Source organism: Amycolatopsis sp. NPDC059657, assembly GCF_042734395.1.
Lineage (GTDB): Bacteria > Actinomycetota > Actinomycetes > Mycobacteriales > Pseudonocardiaceae > Amycolatopsis.
In genome coordinates this window covers 15410-37516 of sequence record NZ_JBHWEB010000095.1, presented here as the reverse complement: position 1 = coordinate 37516, position 22107 = coordinate 15410, and the positions used below count along the sequence as shown (strand labels likewise).

General features: G+C 70.1%; 3 protein-coding genes. All 3 read left to right on the top strand.

Annotated features, from left to right (window positions below):
- Nucleotides 1-129: 129 nt before the first annotated feature.
- The 3 genes from ACFV15_RS35915 to ACFV15_RS35905 all read left to right on the top strand — a co-directional run bounded on the left by ACFV15_RS35915 (nucleotide 130) and on the right by ACFV15_RS35905 (nucleotide 22082).
- The gene (locus ACFV15_RS35915; RefSeq protein ID WP_378356278.1) at nucleotides 130-1755 is read left to right on the top strand and encodes a KR domain-containing protein; all 1626 of its coding nucleotides are present in this window, start codon (nucleotides 130-132) and stop codon (nucleotides 1753-1755) included.
- A 16-nt stretch (nucleotides 1756-1771) separates the two neighbouring features.
- Entirely contained in the window at nucleotides 1772-6535 is a 4764-nt protein-coding gene (locus tag ACFV15_RS35910; RefSeq protein WP_378356276.1) for a type I polyketide synthase, read from the top strand.
- Between the two features lie 253 nt (nucleotides 6536-6788).
- Nucleotides 6789-22082 (top strand): SDR family NAD(P)-dependent oxidoreductase, encoded by a 15294-nt coding sequence (locus tag ACFV15_RS35905; RefSeq protein ID WP_378356274.1) that lies wholly within the window; start codon nucleotides 6789-6791, stop codon nucleotides 22080-22082.
- Nucleotides 22083-22107 lie beyond the last annotated feature (25 nt).

Sequence of the window (22107 nt, the reverse complement as noted above, 5' to 3'; positions counted from 1 at the left end):
GGGTTCCGCTACTCCGGCCGCCGGGGGGGCCCCGGGGGCCGGTGGTGGGGCCCGGGCTCCCCCCCCCCGCCCGCGGGTGTCCGGCCGGGGGGGGGGCCCCCCCCCCCCCCCCCCCCGGGCCAGCTTTCCGTGTTCGCGGCCGACGAGGAGGGCCGCCCGGTGCTGAGCGTCGAGTCGCTCGCCACCGAACCGGTCACCGCGGACCAGTTCGCCACGGGCAGGCTCGACGCGCTGCACCGCATCGACTGGATCCCGGTGCGCACGCTCCCCTCGGAGATCGAGGCCGAGTATGTCGACAACTGGCAGGGCGGCCCGGACGTTCTCGCTGCCGCACAGGCCAACGCGGCGACCGCGCTCGCGAGGATCCAGCAGCCCGGCGAGGCCGTGTTCGTGATCGACGGCAGCCTGGCGCAGGCCCCGGTTCGCGGCCTGGTCAGGGTCGCGCAGCAAGAACACCCCGGTCGGTTCGTGCTCATCGAGACTGACGGCTCGGGTGACCTCGCCGCCGCGGTCGCCTCGGGTGAGCCGGAGCTGCGCATCAGCGGTGGTGTCACGCGGGCGCCGAGGCTCGCCAAGGTGTCCACGGTGGACGCGCCGGTGACGTGGTCGGGGACCGTGCTGGTGACCGGCGGCCCGCACGGCGAGGACATCGCCAGGCACCTGGGCGCCGAGCATCTGGTCTTCTTCGACGGCGACCCGGCCGACGCGGACGCGCTCGCCAAGGTGCTCAACGACATTTCCGAGGAGCACCCGCTGACCGCGGTCATCCACGCCCCCGCGCCCGCCGCGACGGCGCTGGTCGACTCGCTCACCCCGGAGCAGCTCGCGGAAGCCTTGCGGCACAAGGCGGCCGCCGCCTACAACCTGCACGAGCAGACCCGTGATCTCGCGAACTTCGTGGTGCTGGCTTCGGCGACATCGCTGCTCTACGGAACCGGGCAAGCCGCGTCGGCCGCGGGGGACTGTTTCGTCGAAGCGCTCGCCCAGCTTCGGCAGGCCGACGGTCTTCCCGCGACCACGCTCGCCTTTGGGACCTGGGGCGAGCCCAACGAGACCTTCACCGCGCTCGGCCTGCCCGAACTGTCCACAGAGGATGGCCTCAAGGCGTTCGACGCGGCGTTGTCCGCGCCGGAAGCGCTGGTCGTGCCGATCCGGCTCGACCACGCGACACTCCGGGCGCGTGCCGGTGAACTGCCCGCGTTGCTGTCCGGCCTGGTCAAGGTGCCCGCCAAGCAGGCCGGGGACAGTGGCGCCGAGCTGCGCAAGAAGCTCGCCGGGTTGCCGGACGACGAGGTCGATCGCGTGCTGCTCGACGTGGTCCGCACGCACGTCGCGGCGGTGCTCGGGCATGCCGGGCCGGAGTCGATCGAGCCGGGCCGCGCGTTCAAGGAACTCGGCTTCGACTCGCTTGCGGCGGTCGAACTGCGTAAGCAGCTGACCGCGGCCACCGGGCTCTCGCTGCCCGCGACCCTGGTCTTCGACTACCCGACTTCGCTGGAGGCGGCCGCGTTCCTGCGCGCTGGGATCGCACCCAACGCCGACTCGACCGCGCCGGTGCTGGAGGAGGTCGAGCGGCTCGAACAGCTGCTCGCGTCGGTCCCCGCGGACGGGACGGCGAGGATCACAGCCCGCTTGGAAGCGTTGCTGCGTAAGTGGAATGACTCGCAGACCGCCGCCGAAGTGACCGAGACCGACTACGAAGACGCGACCGACGACGAACTGTTCAACATGCTTGACAACGAGCTCGGCCTCTAGGGACGACGAGGGATCAATGAGCAGCAGCAACGATGACAAGCTCCGGGACTATCTCAAGCGAGCCATGGCCGATCTGCAGTCGACCAAGAAACGACTGCGCGAGGTGGAAGCCAAGGATCACGAGCCGATTGCCATCGTTTCGATGAGTTGCCGCTTCCCCGGCGGGATCTCTTCGCCGGAAGCGTTGTGGGACCTCGTGAACGAGGGCCGGGACGGGATCTCGACGTTCCCGGAGAACCGCGGCTGGGACACCGAAGGCCTGTACGACCCCGAGCCGGGCAAGCCGGGTAAGACGTACTCGCGCGAGGGTGGCTTCCTGCACAACGCGGACGAGTTCGACGCGGACTTCTTCAAGATCAGTCCGAAGGAAGCGGTCGAAACCGATGCGCAGCAGCGGCTGCTGCTGGAGACGTCGTGGGAGGCCTTCGAACGGGCGGGCATCGACCCGCATTCGCTGAAGGGCACCAAGACCGGTGTCTTCGCCGGGCTCGTCTACCACGACTACGGACTCGGCGGCGGCATCGGCGTGCTCGGCGCGGTCGCCTCGGGGCGGATCGCCTACTGCCTGGGGCTTGAAGGCCCGGCGGTCACGGTCGACACGGCCTGCTCTTCGAGTTTGGTCGCGCTGCACTGGGCCATCCAGTCGCTGCGGCGCGGGGACTGCTCGCTGGCGCTCGCCGGTGGCGTGACCGTCATGGCCACGCCCGCCGCGTTCGTCGGCTTCAGCGAGCAGGGCGGCCTCGCGCTGAACGGGCGTTGCAAGGCCTTCGCGGCCGCTGCCGACGGCACCGGCTGGGGCGAAGGCGTCGGGCTTCTGTTGCTGGAACGGCTTTCCGACGCGCGGCGCAACGGTCACCCGGTGCTCGCGCTGGTGCGCGGCTCCGCGGTCAACCAGGACGGCGCGTCCAACGGCATCACCGCCCCCAACGGGCCGTCGCAGCAGCGGGTCATCCGTGACGCGCTGGCCAACGCGCAGATCGCCGTCGAGCAGGTCGAGCTGGTCGAGGCGCACGGCACCGGCACCAAGCTGGGCGACCCGATCGAGGCGCAGGCGCTGCTCGCCACCTACGGCCAGCGCCCGGCCGGCAAGCCGCTCTACCTGGGGTCGATCAAGTCCAACATCGGTCACGCGCAGGCGGCGGCCGGCGTCTCCGGGATCATCAAGATGGTCCAGGCGATGAAGCACGACAAGATGCCGCAGACCCTGCACGTCGACGCGCCGACCCCGCAGGTCGACTGGGCCGCCGGCAACATCTCGCTGCTCACCGAGCCGCGGCCGTGGCCTGCCGGTGACGAACCGCGTCGCGCGGGCATCTCGTCGTTCGGGCTGTCCGGCACCAACGCGCACGTGATCATCGAAGAGGCGCCCGCCTTCGAGGAGCCGGAGGCCGAAGCGCCGACGGTCACCAGCTCTGTCCTGCCGCTGGTCGTCTCGGGTAAGGGTGCCGCCGCGCTGACCGCGCAGGCTCAGCGTCTGCTCGACAACCTCGGTGAGACTTCCTTGCTGGACTTGGGTTTCTCGCTCGCCACCACGCGGTCCGCTTTGGACAATCGCGCGGTCGTGGTCGCCGAGGACCGCGACGAGTTCGTCCGCGGCTTGACCGCGCTGGCGGCGGGGGAGACCCCGGCCGGAGTCGTCCAGGGCGTCACGCGCTCGGACGGTTTGACCGCGTTCCTGTTCACCGGCCAGGGCGCCCAGCGCATTGGCATGGGACGGGATTTGGCGGGCTTTGCCCCGTTCTCGGAGGCCTTTGACGCGGCCGTCGCGGAGCTGGACAAGCACCTGGACAGGCCGCTCAAGGAGGTCGTCTGGGGTTCCGATGCGGACCTGCTCGCGCAGACGGTCTACACGCAGTCGGGGCTGTTCGCCGTCGAGGTCGCGTTGTACCGGCTCATCGAGTCGTGGGGCGGGAAGGCCGACTTCCTGGCCGGGCACTCGATCGGTGAACTCGCCGCCGCGCACGTCGCGGGGGTGCTCTCTCTGGAGGACGCCGCCGCGCTGGTCGCGGCTCGCGGCAAGCTCATGAACGCGTTGCCTTCCGGCGGCGCGATGGTCGCGATCCAGGCGTCCGAGGACGAGGTCACGCCGTTCCTGACCGACGGCGTCGGCATCGGCGTGATCAACGGGCCGAACGCCGTGGTCGTCTCCGGCGAGGAGGAGGCCGCGCTCGGCGTGGCCGCCGCGTTCGACGCGCAGGGCCGCAAGACCAAGCAGCTCAAGGTGTCGCACGCGTTCCACTCGCCGCTGATGGAGCCGATGCTCTCCGGCTTCCGCAAGGTCGCCGAGGGGCTCACCTTCCACCCGCCCAAGATCGCCATCATCTCGACGCTGACCGGGCAGCTCGCGACCGCCGAGGAACTGACCTCACCGGACTACTGGGTGCGCCACGTCCGCGAGGCCGTCCGGTTCTCCGACGCGGTCCGCAGCCTGGAAGCCCGCAACGTCACCACGTTCGTCGAACTCGGCCCGGACTCGGCGCTCGCCGCGATGGGCCCGGACTCGCTGGTCACCGACGAGGACATCGCGTTCGTGCCGGTGCTGCGCCGCGACCGTCCCGAGGAACGGGAACTGGTCACCGCGCTCGCGCAGGCGTGGGCACGCGGCGTCAAGCTCGACTGGTCGGTGTTCTACGCGGGCCGCGGCGCCCGGCGCGTCGACCTGCCGACGTATGCCTTCCAGCACAAGAACTTCTGGTGGGACACCAGCAAGGCGCACCAGGCGGCCAGCGCCGACCCGGTCGACTCGGCGTTCTGGGACGCGGTCGCCGACCAGGACTTCGGCGAGCTTGCCGAGCGGCTGAACGTCGAGGCGTCGGCGCTCGGCGAGGTGTTGCCCGCGGTGTCGACCTGGCGTGACAAGTTCCGCGAGCAGTCCCTTGTGGACACCTGGCGATACAAGATCGCCTGGAAGGCGGTCACTCCGGACGCGAGCCCGGCCATCGGCAACTGGCTGGTCGCCATCCCGGCCGGGCAGAAGGACCACCCACTGATCACCAAGATCCTCGGCGCGCTGGGCGAGACGACCACCGTGGTCCCGCTCGAGGTGTCCAATGAGGACCGCGAGACGCTCGCCAAGGGACTGCGCCCGCACGCTCCTGACGGCATTCTTTCCCTGCTGGCGCTGGACAACACGATCGACAGCACGGTCACCTTCATCCAGGCGATCGGCGACGCCGGGCTCGACTCGCCGATCTGGGCGATCACCTCCGACGCGGTCGCGGTCGACCGGCCGGACGAGGTCCGCAACGCCGTGCAGGCGTCGGCGTGGGGCCTCGGCACCGTGCTCTCGCTCGACCTCGGCACCTACTGGGGTGGCATGGTCGACGTCCCGTCCGACGCCGACGACGCGACCATCGCGCGGCTCGCCGGTCTGCTCGGCGGGGTCGAGGACGACGCGCTCGCCGTGCGCGGCAACGGGATCTACGCCCGCCGCATGGTCCGCGCCTCGGTCGGCACGGCGCCTGGTGCGCGGGAGTGGACGCCGCGCGGGACCACGCTGATCACCGGCGGCACCGGCGGACTCGGTGCGCACCTCGCGCGCTGGCTCGCGGGCAAGGGCGCCGAACACCTCGTGCTCACCAGCCGCCGCGGCCGCGAAGCTTCCGGCGCCGCCGAGCTGGAAGCCGAGCTGACCGAACTGGGGACCAAGGTCACCATCGCGGCCTGCGATGTCGCCGACCGTGACTCGCTCAAGTCGCTGCTCGACGGGCTCGATGATCTCAGGTCCGTGGTCCACGCGGCCGGGATCTCGCAGCGCATCGCGCCGCTGTCCGACCTGCCGCTGGAGGAGTTCCTCGAGGTGGGGCACGCCAAGATCGCAGGTGCGGCCAACCTCGACGAACTGCTCGGGGACAAGGAGCTCGACGCGTTCGTGCTGTTCTCATCGGGTGCTGCGGTCTGGGGCAGCTCGCACCAGAGCGCGTACGCCACGGGTAACGCCTACCTCGACGCTTTGGCGCACCAGCGCAAGGCGCGCGGGCTCGCCGCGACCTCGGTCGCGTGGAGTTCGTGGGCGGGCGGCATGGTCGACGAGGAACTCGCCGCCATGATGCGCCGGATCGGCGCGCCCGCGATGGAACCGCGGCTCGCGCTCGCCGCGTTGCAGCAGGCCCTGGACCACAACGACAGCCACATCGTGGTCGCCGAGATCGACTGGTCGGCGTTCGCGCCGACGTACACGATGGCCCGCCCGAGGCCGTTGCTCGACGCGTTGCCCGAGGTCAAGGCGATCCTCGACGGCGCGGGCGAACCTGAATCGGCGGGTGGCAATGAACTGATCGCCAAGCTGGCCGGGATGTCCGAGGCCGAGCAGACGCGGGCGTTGCTGGAGCTGGTCCGCAAGAACGTCGCCTCGGTGCTCGGGTACGACGACCCGTCCGGTGTCGAGCCGACGCGGGCGTTCAAGGACCTCGGGTTCGACTCGGTGTCGGCGGTCGATCTGCGTAACCGGCTCGCTTCGGCGGTCGGCAAGAAGCTGCCGACGACGATGGTGTTCGACCATGCGAACCCCAAGGCGCTGGCCGAATTCATGCGCGGCGAGGTCGCGCCGAAGGCCGACACGGGCGGCGGGATCACGGCTGAGCTGGACCGGCTCGAAGCGACCGTGGCCGCGCTCGGTGCGGACGAGCTGGAGCAGGCCAGGGTCACGGCGCGGTTGCAGGCACTGCTCGCGAAGGCGAACGAAGCGCTTGGTTCCGGTGAGGACGTCGGCGGGAATTTGGAGGACGCGTCCGCTGACGACGTCTTCGACTTCATTGACAAAGAGCTTGGTTTGGCTTGAGAGGCGGATGTCATGCGTACACAGAACGCGGACACGCGTGCACAGACGGCGGACACGCGTGCACAGAACGCGGACACGCCCGGGACGCGGGTGACCGCACCGGTGGTGCGGGGGCATGGGGAGAAGGGGGAGCCGGTGTGCTGGTTGCCGGCGCCCGAATGTTGGCCCGCAAGGAGCGTGAGCTGGCTGCCTATCCAGGTGAGCCCGCATACGTCGATCGACCATTCGTGACGAGATAAGGACTGGGATACTGATGGCGAACGACGAAAAGCTCCTCGGCTACCTCAAGAAGGTCACGGCGGACTTGGCGCAGACGCGCCGCCGCCTGCAGGAGGTCGAGACGCAGGAGCAGGACCCGATCGCGATCGTTTCGATCGGGTGCCGGTTCCCCGGCGGGGTCAACTCCGCCGAGGACCTCTGGGATCTCGTCGCCGAGGGCCGCGACGCGATCTCGGAGTTCCCCGAGGACCGCGGCTGGAACGTCGATGAGCTGTACCATCCCGACCCCGACCACCCGGGCACGTCCTACGTGCGCGAGGGTGGTTTTATCGATTCCGCCGGCGATTTCGACCCGGAGTTCTTCGGAATCTCGCCGCGCGAGGCGCTCGCCATGGACCCGCAGCAGCGGATCATGCTGGAGCTGGCGTGGGAAGCGCTCGAAAAGGCCGGTATCGCACCCGAATCCCAGCGGGGCGCGCCGGTCGGTGTGTTCGTCGGCTCCGGTTTCCGTGACTACGAGGGCCTGCTGATCAACGCGCCCGAGGTCGCCGAGGCCTACATGGGCACCGCGGTCGCCGCATCCGTCCTTTCCGGACGCATCTCGTACGCGCTCGGCCTCGAAGGCCCGACGATCACCGTCGACACCGCGTGCTCGTCGAGCCTGGTCGCGATGCACCTGGCCGCGCAGGCGTTGCGCAAGAAGGAATGCTCGCTCGCGCTGGCCGGTGGTATCGCCGTCATGGCCACGCCGGACGGGTTCGTCGCGTTCAGCCGTCAGCGTGGCCTTGCGAAGAACGGGCGGTGCAAGCCGTTCTCCGAGTCCGCCGATGGCACCGCCTGGGGTGAGGGCGCCGGTTTCCTCTTGCTGGAGCGGCTTTCCGACGCTCGCAAGAACGGTCACCCGGTGCTCGCCGTGCTGCGCGGCAGCGCGGTCAACTCCGATGGCGCGTCCAACGGCCTCACCGCGCCCAACGGCCCGTCGCAGCAGCGAGTCATCCGTCAGGCGCTGAACGACGCGCGCTTGTCGCCGTCCAATGTGGACGCGGTCGAGGCGCATGGCACCGGCACCACGCTCGGTGACCCGATCGAGGCGCAGGCCGTGCTCGCGACCTACGGGCAGGGCCGGGAACGGCCGCTGTACCTGGGCTCGATCAAGTCGAACATCGCGCACGCGCAGGCCGCGTCCGGTGTCGGCGGCGTGATCAAGATGATCATGGCCATTCAGCACGGGCTGCTGCCGAAGACCCTCCACTTCACCGAGCCTTCGTCCCATGTGGACTGGAGTGCGGGCAACGTCGAGCTGCTCGCCGAGGCCACGCCGTGGCCCGAGACCGGCGAACCGCGGCGCGCGGGTGTCTCGTCGTTCGGTGTCAGCGGCACGAACTCGCACGTCATCATCGAGCAGGCTCCCGAAGCCGAGGCGGCCGAGGTCGTCGAGCCGAGCTGGCCCGCCGACACTCCTGTGCCGCTGCTGCTGTCCGGCCGTAGCGCGGATGCTTTGAAGGCTCAGGCCCGCAACCTGCTCGGTGTCGACCACGATCTGCTCGACACCGCGTTCTCGCTGGCCACCACCCGGTCGCCGCTGACCTACCGCGCGGTCGTGCTCGCCGAGGACGCCGACTCCGCGCGCACCGGCTTCGACGCCGTCGCCGCTGGTGAGAAGCGCGCGGGTGTGTTCTCCGGCTTCGCCTCCGAGGGGCTGACCGCGTTCCAGTTCACCGGCCAGGGCGCCCAGCGCATCGGCATGGGCAAGGAGCTGGCCGCCTTCTCGCCGGTCTTCGCCGAGGCGTTGGACGCCGCGGTCGCGGAGCTGGACAAGCACCTCGACCGGCCGCTCAAGGAGGTCATGTGGGGCTCCGACGCGGACTTGCTGAGCCAGACCGTCTACACCCAGACCAGCCTGTTCGCCATCGAGGTCGCGCTGTACCGGCTCGTCGAGTCGTGGGGTGTCAAACCGGACTTCGTGGCCGGGCACTCGATCGGTGAACTCGCCGCCGCGCATGTCGCGGGGGTGCTGAGCCTCGAAGCCGCCGCCAAGCTGGTCGCCGCGCGTGGTCGTCTGATGAACGCGCTGCCCGCCGGTGGCGCTATGGTCGCCGTGCAGGCGACCGAGGACGAGGTCCTGCCGCTGCTGACCGACGCCGTGAGCATCGGCGCGATCAACGGGCCGCAGTCGGTCGTCGTCTCCGGTGACGAGACCGCCGCGCTGGCCATCAAGGCGCACTTCGAGGAACTGGGCCGCAAGACCACGCGGCTCAAGGTCAGCCACGCGTTCCACTCGCCACTCATGGAGCCCATGCTCGACGAGTTCCGCAAGGTCGCGCAGAGCCTCGAGTACGGCACCGCGCGGATCCCGGTCGTCTCCAACGTCACCGGGCAGGTCGCCGACGCGCTGGATGACCCCGAGTACTGGGTGCGCCACGTCCGCGGTGCCGTCCGGTTCGCCGACGGCGTGAAGACCCTCGCCGCCGAGGGCGTGACCAGGTTCTTCGAGCTGGGCCCCGATGGCGTGCTGTCCGGCATGGCACAGCAGAGCGTCGAGGGCGAGTTCGTCGCCGCGCTGCGCAAGGACCGGCACGAGCCGACCGCGATCTTGACGGCGCTGGGTCAGCTGCACGCCACCGGTGTGCCCGTCGACTGGGCCCAGGTCTTCGAGGGACGCGGTGCCAAGCGGGTCGAACTGCCCACATATGCGTTCCAGCGCCAGCGTTTCTGGGTGGAGGCGAAGGCCGGGGCGAGCGACGTCTCGTCGGCGGGTTTGACGTCGACCGATCACCCGCTGCTCGGCGCGGCCGTGCTGCTCGCCGAGTCCGACGGCGTCGTGCTGACCGGCCGCCTGTCCGCCAGTACCAACGCCTGGCTGGCCGATCACGTGGTCGGCGGCTCGATCCTGTTCCCTGGCACCGGGTTTGTCGAGTTGTCGACACGGGCCGGTGACCAGGTCGGCTGTGGCCGTATCGAGGAACTCAACCTCCAGGCGCCTTTGGTGCTGCCCGAGAAGGGTGGCGTCCAGGTCCAGGTGGTCGTGGGTGCCCGTGACGCCAACGGTTCCCGCTCGATCAGCGTCTACTCGCGGCCCGAGGACGCGGGTGACCTGCCGTGGACCCAGCACGCCGACGGTGTGCTCGGCGCGGGCTCTGCCGTCCCGGACTTCGACCTGAAGGCCTGGCCGCCCGCCAAGGCGGAACACGTTGACCTGGAAGGCATCTACGAGGGCCTAGCCGAGGCAGGGCTGCAGTACGGGCCGGTGTTCCAGGGCCTCAAGGCGGCCTGGAAGTCCGGCGACGAGGTCTACGCCGAGGTCGAACTGCCCGAGAAGGCACACGGCGACGCCGCGAGCTTCGGCCTGCACCCGGCGGCACTCGACTCCGCGCTGCACGCCGTCGCGCTGACCGGGGTGACCGGCGACCGCGCTGCACTTCCGTTCTCTTGGTCTACAGTGGACCTGCACGCCACCGGCGCGTCCAGCCTGCGCGTGCGGCTGACGCCGCTGCGCGATGGCGTGGTCAAGGTCCGGCTCGCCGACGCGGGTGGCAACCCGGTCGCCACGGTCGACTCGCTGACCCTGCGCTCGATCACCGCCGAGCAGATCGCGGCCGCCAGGTCGAGCTTCCACGACTCGCTGTTCCACCTGCAGTGGGCGCCGGTCCCGGACGTCGCCAACGTGGCCGCCATCCAGGCCGAGTCCTATGTGGTCGGTCAGGGCACCACGGCAGACGAGGTACGCGAGGTCACCAACGCCGCACTCGCCAAGCTGCAGGAATTCCTTGCGGTGGAAGGCGAATCCAAGCTGGTCGTGCTCACCCAGGGCGCTATCGGCGGGGACAACCTCGCCGGCGCGGCCGTCTGGGGACTGGTCCGTTCGGCCCAGAACGAGAACCCCGAGCGCATCATCCTGGCCGACGGTGACGTCGATGTGCAGGCCGTGCTCGCGACCGGCCAGTCGCAGGTCATCGTCCGTGACGGTGTCACCTACGCCGCGAAGCTCGCCCGCGTGCCGAGTGAGGACGCCGAGCCCGCGAGCACCTTCACGCCCGAGGGCACCACGCTGGTCACCGGCGCGTTCGGCACACTCGGCCGCCTGTTCTCCCGGCACCTGGTCACCAACCACGGCGTCAAGAACCTCCTGCTCGCCAGCCGCCGAGGGGCCGCGGGTGCCGAGGACTTCGTCGCCGAGCTGACCGAGCTGGGGGCGAACGTCGAGGTCGCCGCGGTCGACGCCGCCGACCGCAAGGCACTCGCCAAGGCGCTCAAGGGCAAGGACATCACCGCGGTCGTGCACATCGCGGGTGTCATCGACGACGGCGTCATCGCCTCGCTCACCCCCGAGCGCGTCGACACCGTCTTCCGCCCCAAGGTCGACGCCGCGCTCAACCTGCACGAACTCACCGGCGACCTGACCGCGTTCGTCGTGTTCTCCAGCGCCTCCGGTGTGCTCGGCGCGCCCGGCCAGGGCAACTACGCCGCCGCCAACCACTTCCTCGACGCGCTCGCCGAACACCGCCGTGCCGCCGGAAAGCCCGCGCAGTCACTCGCCTGGGGCCTCTGGGCAGGCGGCATGGGCGGCACGCTCGACGACGCCGACAAGTCCCGCATCTCGCGTGGCGGCATGTTCCCGCTCTCGCCGGAGGACGGCACCGCGATCTTCGACGCGGCATTGTCCACAGGGGAATCCTCGCTCGTCCCGGTCAAGCTCGACATCGCCGGGCTGCGTGCCCAGGGCGACGGCCTGCACGAGTTCTTCCGCGGCCTGGTTCCCGCCCAGCGCCGCAGTGCCGCCGGTGTCAAGGCCGACTCCGACTCACTGCGCCGCCAGCTCGCCGGGCTGCCGGAGGAGGAATGGGAAGCCGCGCTGCTGACCATGGTCCGCGCGCAGGCCGCCGCGGTGCTCGGCTACTCGGGCCCCGAGGCCATCGGCTCGGACCGGGCGTTCAACGAACTCGGCTTCGACTCGCTCACCGCCGTCGAACTCCGCAACGGCCTCACCGAGGCGACCGGCCTCAAGCTGCCCGCGACACTGGTCTTCGACTACCCGTCGCCGATCGTGCTCGCGCAGTACCTGCTCGAAGAGGTCTCCGGCAGTGTCGGCGACGTTCCCGCGACGACCGCCGCCTCGATCGCCGACGACGACCCGATCGCCATCGTGTCGATGGCCTGCCGGTACCCCGGTGGCGTCAACTCGCCGGAAGACCTGTGGAAGATGGTCTTCGACGGCCGCGACGTCGTGTCGACGTTCCCCGAAAACCGCGGCTGGGACATCGACAACGTCTACGACCCCGACGAGACCCGCCCCGACACCAGCTACGTCAACGAGGGCGCTTTCCTGTACGAGGCCGACGAATTCGACCCGGCCTTCTTCGGCATCAGCCCCAATGAGGCGCTCCTCATGGACCCGCAGCAGCGCCTGCTGCTCGAAGCGTCCTGGGAGACCTTGGAACGCGCGGGTATCGACCCTGCGACGCTCAAGGGCAGCTCGACCGGTGTCTTCGCCGGGATGATGTACCACGACTACACGTACAACAGCTCCACCGGCGCGATCGCGTCCGGCCGGGTGTCCTATGTGCTCGGTCTGGAAGGCCCGGCGCTGACCATCGACACGGCCTGCTCGAGTTCTCTGGTCGCGCTGCACCTGGCGATCCAGGCGCTGCGGTCGGGGGAGTGCTCGCTCGCGCTCGCCGGTGGTGTCGCGATCATGGCGACGCCCGAGATCTTCGTCGAGTTCAGCCGCCAGCACGGTCTCGCCAAGAACGGCCGCTGCAAGTCGTTCTCCGCCGACACCGACGGCACCGGCTGGGGTGAAGGCGTCGGCATGCTGCTGGTCGAGCGGCTCTCCGACGCCCGCAAGAACGGTCACCCGGTGCTCGCGATCGTCAAGGGCACCGCGCTCAACCAGGACGGCGCGTCCAACGGCCTCACCGCGCCGAACGGGCCTTCGCAACGCCGCGTCATCCGGCAGGCGCTGGCCAACGCGGGCCTGACCACCGCCGACGTCGACATGGTCGACGCGCACGGCACCGGCACCACCCTCGGCGATCCGATCGAGGCACAGGCACTGCTCGCCACCTACGGCCAGGGACGGCCGGAGGACCAGCCGCTCTACCTCGGCTCGATCAAGTCGAACATGGGCCACACGCAGGCCGCGGCGGGCGCGGCGAGCATCATCAAGATCGTCCACGCCATCCAGAACGGCATCATGCCGAAGACGCTCCACCTCACCGAGCCGACTCCGGTCGTCGACTGGGAATCCGGCGCGGTCGAGCTGCTCGCCGAGCGCCGCGAATGGCCGGACCACGGCCGCCCGCGCCGCGCGGCGGTGTCGTCGTTCGGCATCAGCGGCACCAACGCGCACGTCATCATCGAAGAGGCGCCGCGCGTTCCGGCCGAACCGGAGCGTGAAGTCGAAGAGCGGACTGTGCCGCTCGTGCTGAGCGCTCGTGGCACCGACGCTTTGAAGGCGCAGGCCTCCCGGCTCGCGGATTTGCTGCGGAGCGATGTCGACCCGTATGACGTCGGCTACTCGCTGACCCACACCCGCGCGATCTTCAACCAGCGCGCGGCGGTCATCGGCACCACCCGCGAAGAGCTGATCGAAGGCCTGAACGTCTTCGCGACCGGCGAGAAGGCCGCGAACGTGGTCAGCGGCTCGACCAGTCAGGAAGCCAAGATCGTCTTCTGCTTCCCCGGCCAGGGTTCACAGTGGCGGGGCATGGCCGTCGAGCTGTATGACGGCATCCCGGCCTTCGCGGCGAAGCTGGAGGAATGCGCGGCCGCGCTGCGGACCCAGGCCGACTGGGACCTCCTTGCCGTGCTGCGCCAGGAAGAGGGCACGCCCGATTTCGACCGCGTCGACGTCGTGCAGTCCGCGACCTGGGCGATCCTCGTCTCGCTGTCCGCAGCCTGGCGGTCCTTCGGCGTCGAGCCGTCCGCGTTCGTCGGCCATTCGCAGGGTGAGCTGGCGGCGGCCTGTGCGGCGGGCGCACTGTCCCTTGAGGACGGTGCCAAGGTCGTCACCGCACGCGGGCTCATCTTGAACGAGGCGCTGTCCGGGCATGGCGGCATGATGTCGGTGGCGCTGAGCCAGGACGTCACCCGTGAGCGGATCGCCAAGTTCGGCGGCCGGGTGCAGATCTCGGTGGTCAACAGCCCGACGTCCACTGTGGTCAGTGGCCCGCCGGAGCTGCTCAAGTCCTTCTACGACGAGGTCAAGGCCGAGGGCGGCCGCGCGCGGATCATCCCGGTCGACTACGCCTCGCACTCCGACTACGTCGAGCCGGTGCGTGCGCAGCTGCTCGAAGCGCTCGCCGGGCTCACCCCGCGTTCGGTCGACGTCCCGCTGTACTCCACGGTCGAGGCCGGGATCATCGACACCGCGACGATGACCGACGAGTACTGGTACGGAAACCTCCGCAACCCGGTCCGCTTCGAGGAGACCACTCGCAAGCTGCTCGATGACGGGTTCACGCTCTTCGTCGAATGCAGCCCGCACCCGGGTTTGCTGCCCGCCATCGGGGAAACCGCGGAGGACGCCGGTATCCAGGCGGGTACGGTGGGTTCGCTCCGCCGTGAGGAAGGCGGGCTCCAGCGGTTCTACACGTCGTTGTCCGAGGCGTTCCTGCGTGGCGCGAAGGTCGACTGGGACAAGGTGTTCCCCGGTGGCCGCCGCGTCGACCTGCCGACGTATGCCTTCCAGCGTCAGCGTTTCTGGATCCCGACGCCGAACAACGGCGGCGATGTCACGACCGTCGGTCTCTCGGCGACCGAGCACGCGCTGCTGCCCGCGGCCGTGCCGCTGGCCGACTCCGACGGCATGGTGTTCTCCGGCCGTCTCGCGCTCGGCATCCAGACCTGGCTCGGTGACCACGCGGTCGGCGACACGGTGCTGTTGCCCGGCACCGGTTTCGTCGAACTCGCGATCCGCGCGGGTGACCAGGTCGGCTGCGGCAAGCTCGAAGAGCTGATGCTGCAGGCACCGCTGGTGCTCCCGGCTCGCGGCGGCATTCAGCTGCAGGCCGTGGTCGGCGCGCCGGACGCTTCCGGCTCACGCCCGATCAGCATTTACTCGCGTGATGAGAACGCGGCGGCCGACCTGCCGTGGACCCAGCACGCGGTCGGTGTGCTCGGCGCGAGCACGGGCGCGCCGTCGTTCGACCTCACCGCGTGGCCGCCGCAGGACGGCGAGAGCATAGACCTGACCACGCTGTACGACGATCTCGCCGAGGCCGGGCTCAACTACGGCACGGTGTTCCAGGGCCTCAAGGCCGCCTGGAAGGTCGGTGACGACGTCTACGCCGAGGTCTCGCTGCCCGACGGCATCAAGGGCGACGGTTTCGGCCTGCACCCGGCGATCCTCGACTCCTCACTGCACGCGGTCGGCCTGACCAGCGCGATCGGGCAGGAGGCCTCTCTGCCGTTCCTGTTCTCGCGGGTGGAGCTGTTCGCGTCCGGCGCGACCTCGCTGCGGGTCAAGGTCACCCCGATCCGCGAGGGCGAGGTCTCGCTGGAGATCGCCGACCCGGCTGGCCGCCCGGTCGCGGTCATCGAATCGCTGGTGCTGCGCGCCATCGCGGTCGACCAGATCAACGCGGCCCGGTCGATCGTGGGTGAGTCGCTGTTCCGCATCGAATGGCCGGAGATCCCGGCGAGTGACGAGTCAGTGTCCTATGTGCACTGGGATTCGGTCGGCGAGGAGGTCCCGGCCGTCGCGGTCGTGGACAGCGTCGCGGGCACGGACGCCGAGTCCGTCCGCACGGCAACGCACCGAGTACTCGCCGCGTTGCAGAAGTTCCTGGGCGACGACAAGTACGACGAGACCAAGCTCGTGATCCTCACGCAGGGCGCGGTTTCCGCGACCGGTGAGGACGTCACCGACCTGGCGGGCGCCGCGGTCTGGGGCCTCTGCCGGTCCGCGCAGTCGGAGAACCCCGAGCGCATCATCCTGGCCGACGCCTACGAGTCCGAGCTGCCGCTGGTGCTTTCCAGCGGCGAGGACCAGGTCGCCGTGCGCGACGGCAAGGTCCACGTCGCACGCCTGGCCCGGGTGGCCGTCGAACCCGCCGAGCACCCGGCGTTCGTGCCGGACGGAACGGTGCTGGTCACCGGCGCCACCGGCACGCTCGGCGCGCTGGTCGCCCGGCACCTGGTGACCGAACGCGGTGTCCGGCACCTGGTGCTGACCGGCCGCCGTGGCCTGTCGGCCGCCGGGATGCCCGAGCTGGTCGAGGAGCTGACCGGGCTCGGCGCCGAGGTCGAGGTCGTCGCGTGCGACGTCTCGAAGCGCTGCGAGGTCGCCGAACTGCTCGCGCTCATCCCGATGGAGCACCCGCTGACCGGGATCGTGCACGCGGCGGGCGTGCTCGACGACGGTGTCATCGCGTCGCTCACCCCCGAGCGCATGGACTTCGTGCTGAAGCCCAAGGTCGACGCCGCGCTCAACCTGCACGAACTCACCCAAGAGCTGGACATCAAGGCGTTCGTGCTCTTCTCGTCGGCCGGTGGTGTGCTCGGCGCGCCCGGCCAGGGCAACTACGCGGCTGCCAACGCCTTCCTGGACGCGCTCGCCGCGCACCGGGTGGCGAACGGCCTGCCCGCGTCCGCGCTGGCCTGGGGTTTCTGGGACCAGGCTTCCGACATGACCGGCGAACTCGGCGAGGCCGACCGGTCCCGGATGTCGCGCGGCGGCGTGCTTCCACTGTCCTCTGTGGACGGCTTGGAGCTGTTCGACGTGGGCAGCGGACTGGCCGACCCGGCCGTGGTGCCGATCCGGCTCGACTTCAAGGCGATGAGCCTGGGCGAAGGCGTCCCGCCGATCCTGCGCGGGCTCATCCGCGTCAGCTCGCGGCGTGCGGTCGAAGCGACTTCGGCCGTGGCCGGTGGCCTCAAGGAGAAGCTGGCCAGGCTCGCCCCGGCGCAGCAGGAAGACCTGCTGCTCGACCTGGTCCGCACGCAGGCAGCTTCGGTGCTCGGGCACTCCAGCGCCGACGCCGTCGAGCCCGAGCGCGCGTTCCGCGACCTCGGCTTCGACTCGCTGGCCGCGGTCGAGTTCCGCAACCGGTTCACCGAGGTCACCGGCCTCAAGCTGCCCGCGACGCTGGTCTTCGACTACCCGACACCGGTCGTGCTCGCCCGCTACCTCGCCGGTGAGCTGGCCGGTTCGGGCGAGGAGGCCGCGGCCATCGCGGTCACCAAGGTCAACGACAGCGACCCGATCGCGATCGTCGGCATGAGCTGCCGGTTCCCCGGCGGTATCAACTCGCCTGCCGACCTCTGGAAGGTGCTCGAAGAGGGCCGCGATGTCGTCGGCGACTTCCCGGCGAACCGTGGCTGGGACCTGGCCAAGCTGTACGACCCCGAGTCGGCCCGCGAGGGCACCAGCTACGTCGACCAGGGTGGTTTCCTCTACGACGCGGCCGACTTCGACGCCTCGTTCTTCGGGATCAGCCCGAACGAAGCGCTGATCATGGACCCGCAGCAGCGGCTGCTGCTGGAATCCTCCTGGGAGGCCTTGGAAAGCGCGGGCATCGACCCCGGCTCGCTGGCGGGCAGCCCGACCGGTGTGTTCGCGGGCATGATGTTCCATGACTACGCCTACAACAACGCGACCGGCTCGATCGCCTCCGGCCGGATCTCGTACTCGCTGGGTCTGGAAGGCCCGGCGGTCACGGTCGACACGGCGTGTTCTTCGAGTTTGGTGGCTCTGCACTGGGCGATCCAGGCGCTGCGCTCGGGTGAGTGCAACCTGGCGCTGGCCGGTGGTGTCGCGGTGATGGCGACCCCGGCGATGTTCGTCGAGTTCAGCCGCCAGCGCGGGCTCGCGAAGAACGGCCGCTGCAAGTCGTTCTCCGCGGACACCGACGGCACCGGCTGGGCAGAGGGCGTCGGCATGCTGCTGGTCGAACGTCTCTCCGACGCGCGCCGCAACGGTCACCCGGTGCTGGCGATCGTCAAGGGCAGCGCGGTCAACCAGGACGGCGCGTCCAACGGCCTCACCGCCCCGAACGGCCCGGCCCAGCGCCGCGTCATCCGCCAGGCGCTGGCCAGCGCCGGCCTCAAGGTGTCCGATGTGGACGCGGTCGAGGCGCACGGCACGGGCACGACACTCGGTGACCCGATCGAGGCTCAGGCACTGCTCGCGACTTACGGCCAGGACCGCGAAGAGCCGCTGTGGCTGGGCTCGATGAAGTCGAACATGGGCCACGCGCAGGCGGCGGCCGGTGTCGGCGCGGTCATCAAGATGGTCGAGGCGCTGCGGCACGGTGTGCTCCCGAAGACGTTGCACGTCACCGAGCCGACCCCGGTGGTCGACTGGTCCTCCGGCAAGATCGAGCTGATCACCGAGACCCGGCCGTGGCCGGAGACCGGTCGTCCGCGCCGCGCGGGCATCTCGTCCTTCGGTATCAGCGGCACCAACACACACGTGATCCTCGAGCAGGCTCCGGCGGTCAAGGAACAGTCGCGGCCACAGGGCGTCGAACTGCCCGCGCTGCCGTTCGTGGTCTCCGGGAAGACACCGGAAGCACTGCGCTCGCAAGCGACGAACCTCGTGTCCTTTGAGGACGGTGAACTCGGCGACCTCGCTTTCTCGCTCGCGACCGAGCGGGCCGCGTTCGAGCACCGGGCCGTGATCACCGCCGAAAGCCGCGAAGAGCTGGTCCGCGGGCTGGTGGCGCTGGCCAACGGCGAGGCCGCGGCCGGGCTGAGCACCGGGCAGGCCCGTACGGGCAAGCTCGCGGCGCTGTTCACCGGCCAGGGCTCGCAGCGGATCGGGATGGGCAAGGAGCTCTACGACGCCTTCCCGGTGTTCCGCGGCTCGGTCGACGCGGCCGTCGCCGAGCTGGACAAGCACCTGGACCGGCCGTTGCTCGAGGTCATGTGGGGCGACGACCAGGAACTGCTGAACCAGACCGTCTACACGCAGGCGGCGCTGTTCACCTTCGAGATGTCGATGTTCCGGCTGGTCGAGTCGTTCGGGATCCGGCCGGACTTCCTGGCAGGGCACTCGATCGGCGAGCTGGTCGCGGCACGCGCGGCCGGGGTCTTCTCGGTCGCCGACATCGCGAAGCTGGTCGCCGCGCGTGGCCGTCTCATGCAGGCGCTGCCGACCGGAGGCGCGATGGTCGCGGTGCAGGCGACCGAGGAAGAAGTGTTGCCGCACTTGACTTCCACGGTCAGCATCGCGGCGATCAACTCGCCCAGCTCGGTGGTCGTCTCGGGAGACGCCGACGCCGTCTTGGCGATCAAGGCGCACTTCGAGGAGCTTGGCCGCAAGACCACGCAGTTGCAGGTGTCGCACGCGTTCCACTCGCCGCTGATGGAGCCGATGCTCGCCGAGTTCCGCGAGATCGCCGCGTCGCTGACCTACAGCGCGCCGGAGATCCCGGTGATCTCGAACGTCACCGGCGCCTTGGCGACCGCCGAAGAACTCGGTGACCCGGACTACTGGGTGCGTCACGTGCGCGACGCCGTCCGTTTCGCCGACGGGGTCAAGACGCTCGAAGCCCAAGGGGTCACGCGGTTCCTGGAGGTCGGGCCCGACGGCGTGCTCTCCGGAATGGCGCAGCAGAGCGTCGAAGGCGACTTCACCGCGGCCGTGCGCAAGAACCGTCCCGAGGTGCAGACGCTGGTCGCGGCGCTCGGTCAGCTCTTCGTGAGCGGGGTTTCGATCGACTGGGCGGCGTTGTTCGCCGGTCGGGGCGCCCGCCGCGTCGACCTGCCGACCTACGCGTTCCAGCGGGAGACGTACTGGCTGGCCGAGGAGGTCGGCAAGGGCGGCGACGCGGCCTCGTTCGGCATGGGCTCGGCGGATCACCCGCTGCTCGGCGCGGCACTGCAGCTCGCGGACACCGACGGGGTGCTGTTCACCGGACGGCTTTCCACGCAGACGCAGCCTTGGCTGGCCGATCACGCGGTCGGCGGGGTCGTGCTGTTCCCCGGCACCGGGTTCGTGGAACTCGCGGTCCGCGCCGGTGATCAGGTCGGCTTCGGCGTCCTCGAGGACCTGACACTGGAAGCGCCCCTGGTGCTGCCGGACGGTGGGGTCGCGGTCCAGGTCAGCCTGGGCGCGCCCGACGAGTCCGGCGTCCGGCCGGTTTCGATCCACTCGTATCAAGACGACGCCTGGGTGCGGCACGCGACGGGTGCGTTGTCGGATAACGCTTCGGCGCCCGACTTCGACCTGCGCTCTTGGCCGCCTGCCGGTGCCGAGCCGATCGATCTCGACGGGCTCTACGACGGTCTCGCCGAGGCCGGTCTGCTCTACGGCCCGGCGTTCAGCGGACTGCGGGCGGCCTGGCGGTCCGGCGAGGACGTCTACGCCGAGGTCTCACTGCCGGAGGAGGTCGACGGCTCGGGCTACGGCATCCACCCGGCGCTGCTCGACGCCTCACTGCACGCGGTCTCGTTGACCTCCGCCGCCGGTGACGAGCCCGCGCTGCCGTTCGCCTGGTCACGCGTGGCCTTGCACGCGGCGGGCGCATCTTCGCTGCGTGTGAAGGTCAGCTCGGCCAAGCAGGGTGAGGCGACGCTGCAGGTCGCGGACGCGGCGGGCAACCCCGTGGTTTCCGTGGGCGCCTTGACGTTGCGGGCCTTCTCGGCCGACGCGATCGCCTCGAAGCCGTTCCACGAGTCGCTGTTCCAGCTCGACTGGCCGGTCGTCCCGGCGTCAGTCAACGGGCACGTGCCCGAGGTTGTCGTCTTGAAGACCGAGCCGGGTACGAGCGTCGAGTCCGTGCACGCGGCGGCGCACCAGGCGCTGGCCGAGATCCAGGCCTTCCTGGCCTCGGACTCGACGGCCAAGCTGGTCGTGCTCACCCAGGGCGCGGTCGCTTTGCCGGGCGAGGACGTCACCGACCTCGCGGGTGCGGCGGTCTGGGGTCTGTGCCGGTCGGCGCAGGCCGAGAACCCGGACCGGATCGTCCTCGCGGACGCCACCACCGACGACATCGCGCTGGTCATGGCTTCGGCCGAACCGCAGGTGGTCGTGCGCGGCGGGGTCGTGCACGCGGCCAGGCTCGCTCGGGTGCCTCGTACCGCCGAGGTGGTCGAGCCGGTCACCTCGTTCCCTGCCGACGGCACGGTGCTGGTCACCGGCGCGACCGGCACGCTCGGCAAGCTGTTCGCCAAGCACCTGGTCACCGAACGCGGCGTCGGCAAGGTGATCCTGACCAGCCGTCGCGGAGCCGCGGCGGCGGGTGTTCCCGAGCTGGTGTCGGAACTGCAGGCGCTGGGCGCGCAGGTGGAGGTCGCCGCGTGCGACGCCGCCGACCGCGCGGCCGTTTCGTCGCTGCTGCAGAGCATTCCGGACCTGACCGGGGTCGTGCACGTGGCCGGTGTGCTCGACGATGGCGTGGTCACGTCGCTGACCCCGGAGCGGATCTCGAACGTCTTCCGCCCCAAGGTCGACGCGGCACTGAACCTGCACGAACTCACGCGCGAGCTGAAGCTGTCGGCCTTCGTGGTGTTCTCCTCGGCCGCAGGCGTGGTCGGCAACGCAGGGCAGGGCAACTACGCGGCGGCCAACGTCTTCCTCGACGCGCTCGCCACGCACCGCCGCGCGCAGGGCCTGCCGGGCCAGTCGCTCGCGTGGGGCATGTGGGCGTCGGAAGGCATGGCGGACACGCTGACCGAGGCAGAGCGCGAACGCCTGATGACCGAGGGACTGTCCAATGAGGAGGGTCTCGCGCTCTTCGACACGGCAGGCGCTTTGGACCGGCCGGCGGTGGCGGTCATGCACCTGGACGTCAAGGCGCTGGCCAAGACCGAAGGCCTGCCCGAACTGTTCCGCGGGCTGGTACGTGCCGCGCCGAAGCGCGCGGCGGCCTCTTCGGCCGGGCTCAAGCAGAAGCTGGCCGGGCTCGACGCGGCCGAGCGTGGGGTCGTGCTGCTGGATCTCGTCCGGTCGCAGGCCGCGGCGATCCTCGGCCACTCCGGGCCGGAGGCGGTCGAGCCGGACCGGGCGTTCAACGAGCTCGGTTTCGACTCGCTGACCGCGGTCGAGTTCCGCAACCAGGTCAACGCCGCCACGGGCCTGCGCCTGCCGCCGACCCTGGTCTTCGACTACCCGAACGCCCAGTCGCTGGCCGAATACCTCGACGAGGAGCTGGCGCCTTCTCAGGAAGTCTCCAGCGAGGAGCGCATCCGCCGCATCCTCACCTCGATCCCGTTCGCCCAGCTCCAGGCGTCCGGCGTGATGGACACCCTCCTCGAACTGGCAGGTGAGAAGCCCGCCGCTTCACCGGAGGCCGACGACGACGGCGACTCGATCGACGACATGGACACCGACGCACTGATCAACATGGCCCTCTCCGACCTAGACCTCGAAACCTCCGACTGAGATCCAGCACCGATATGACCCAGGA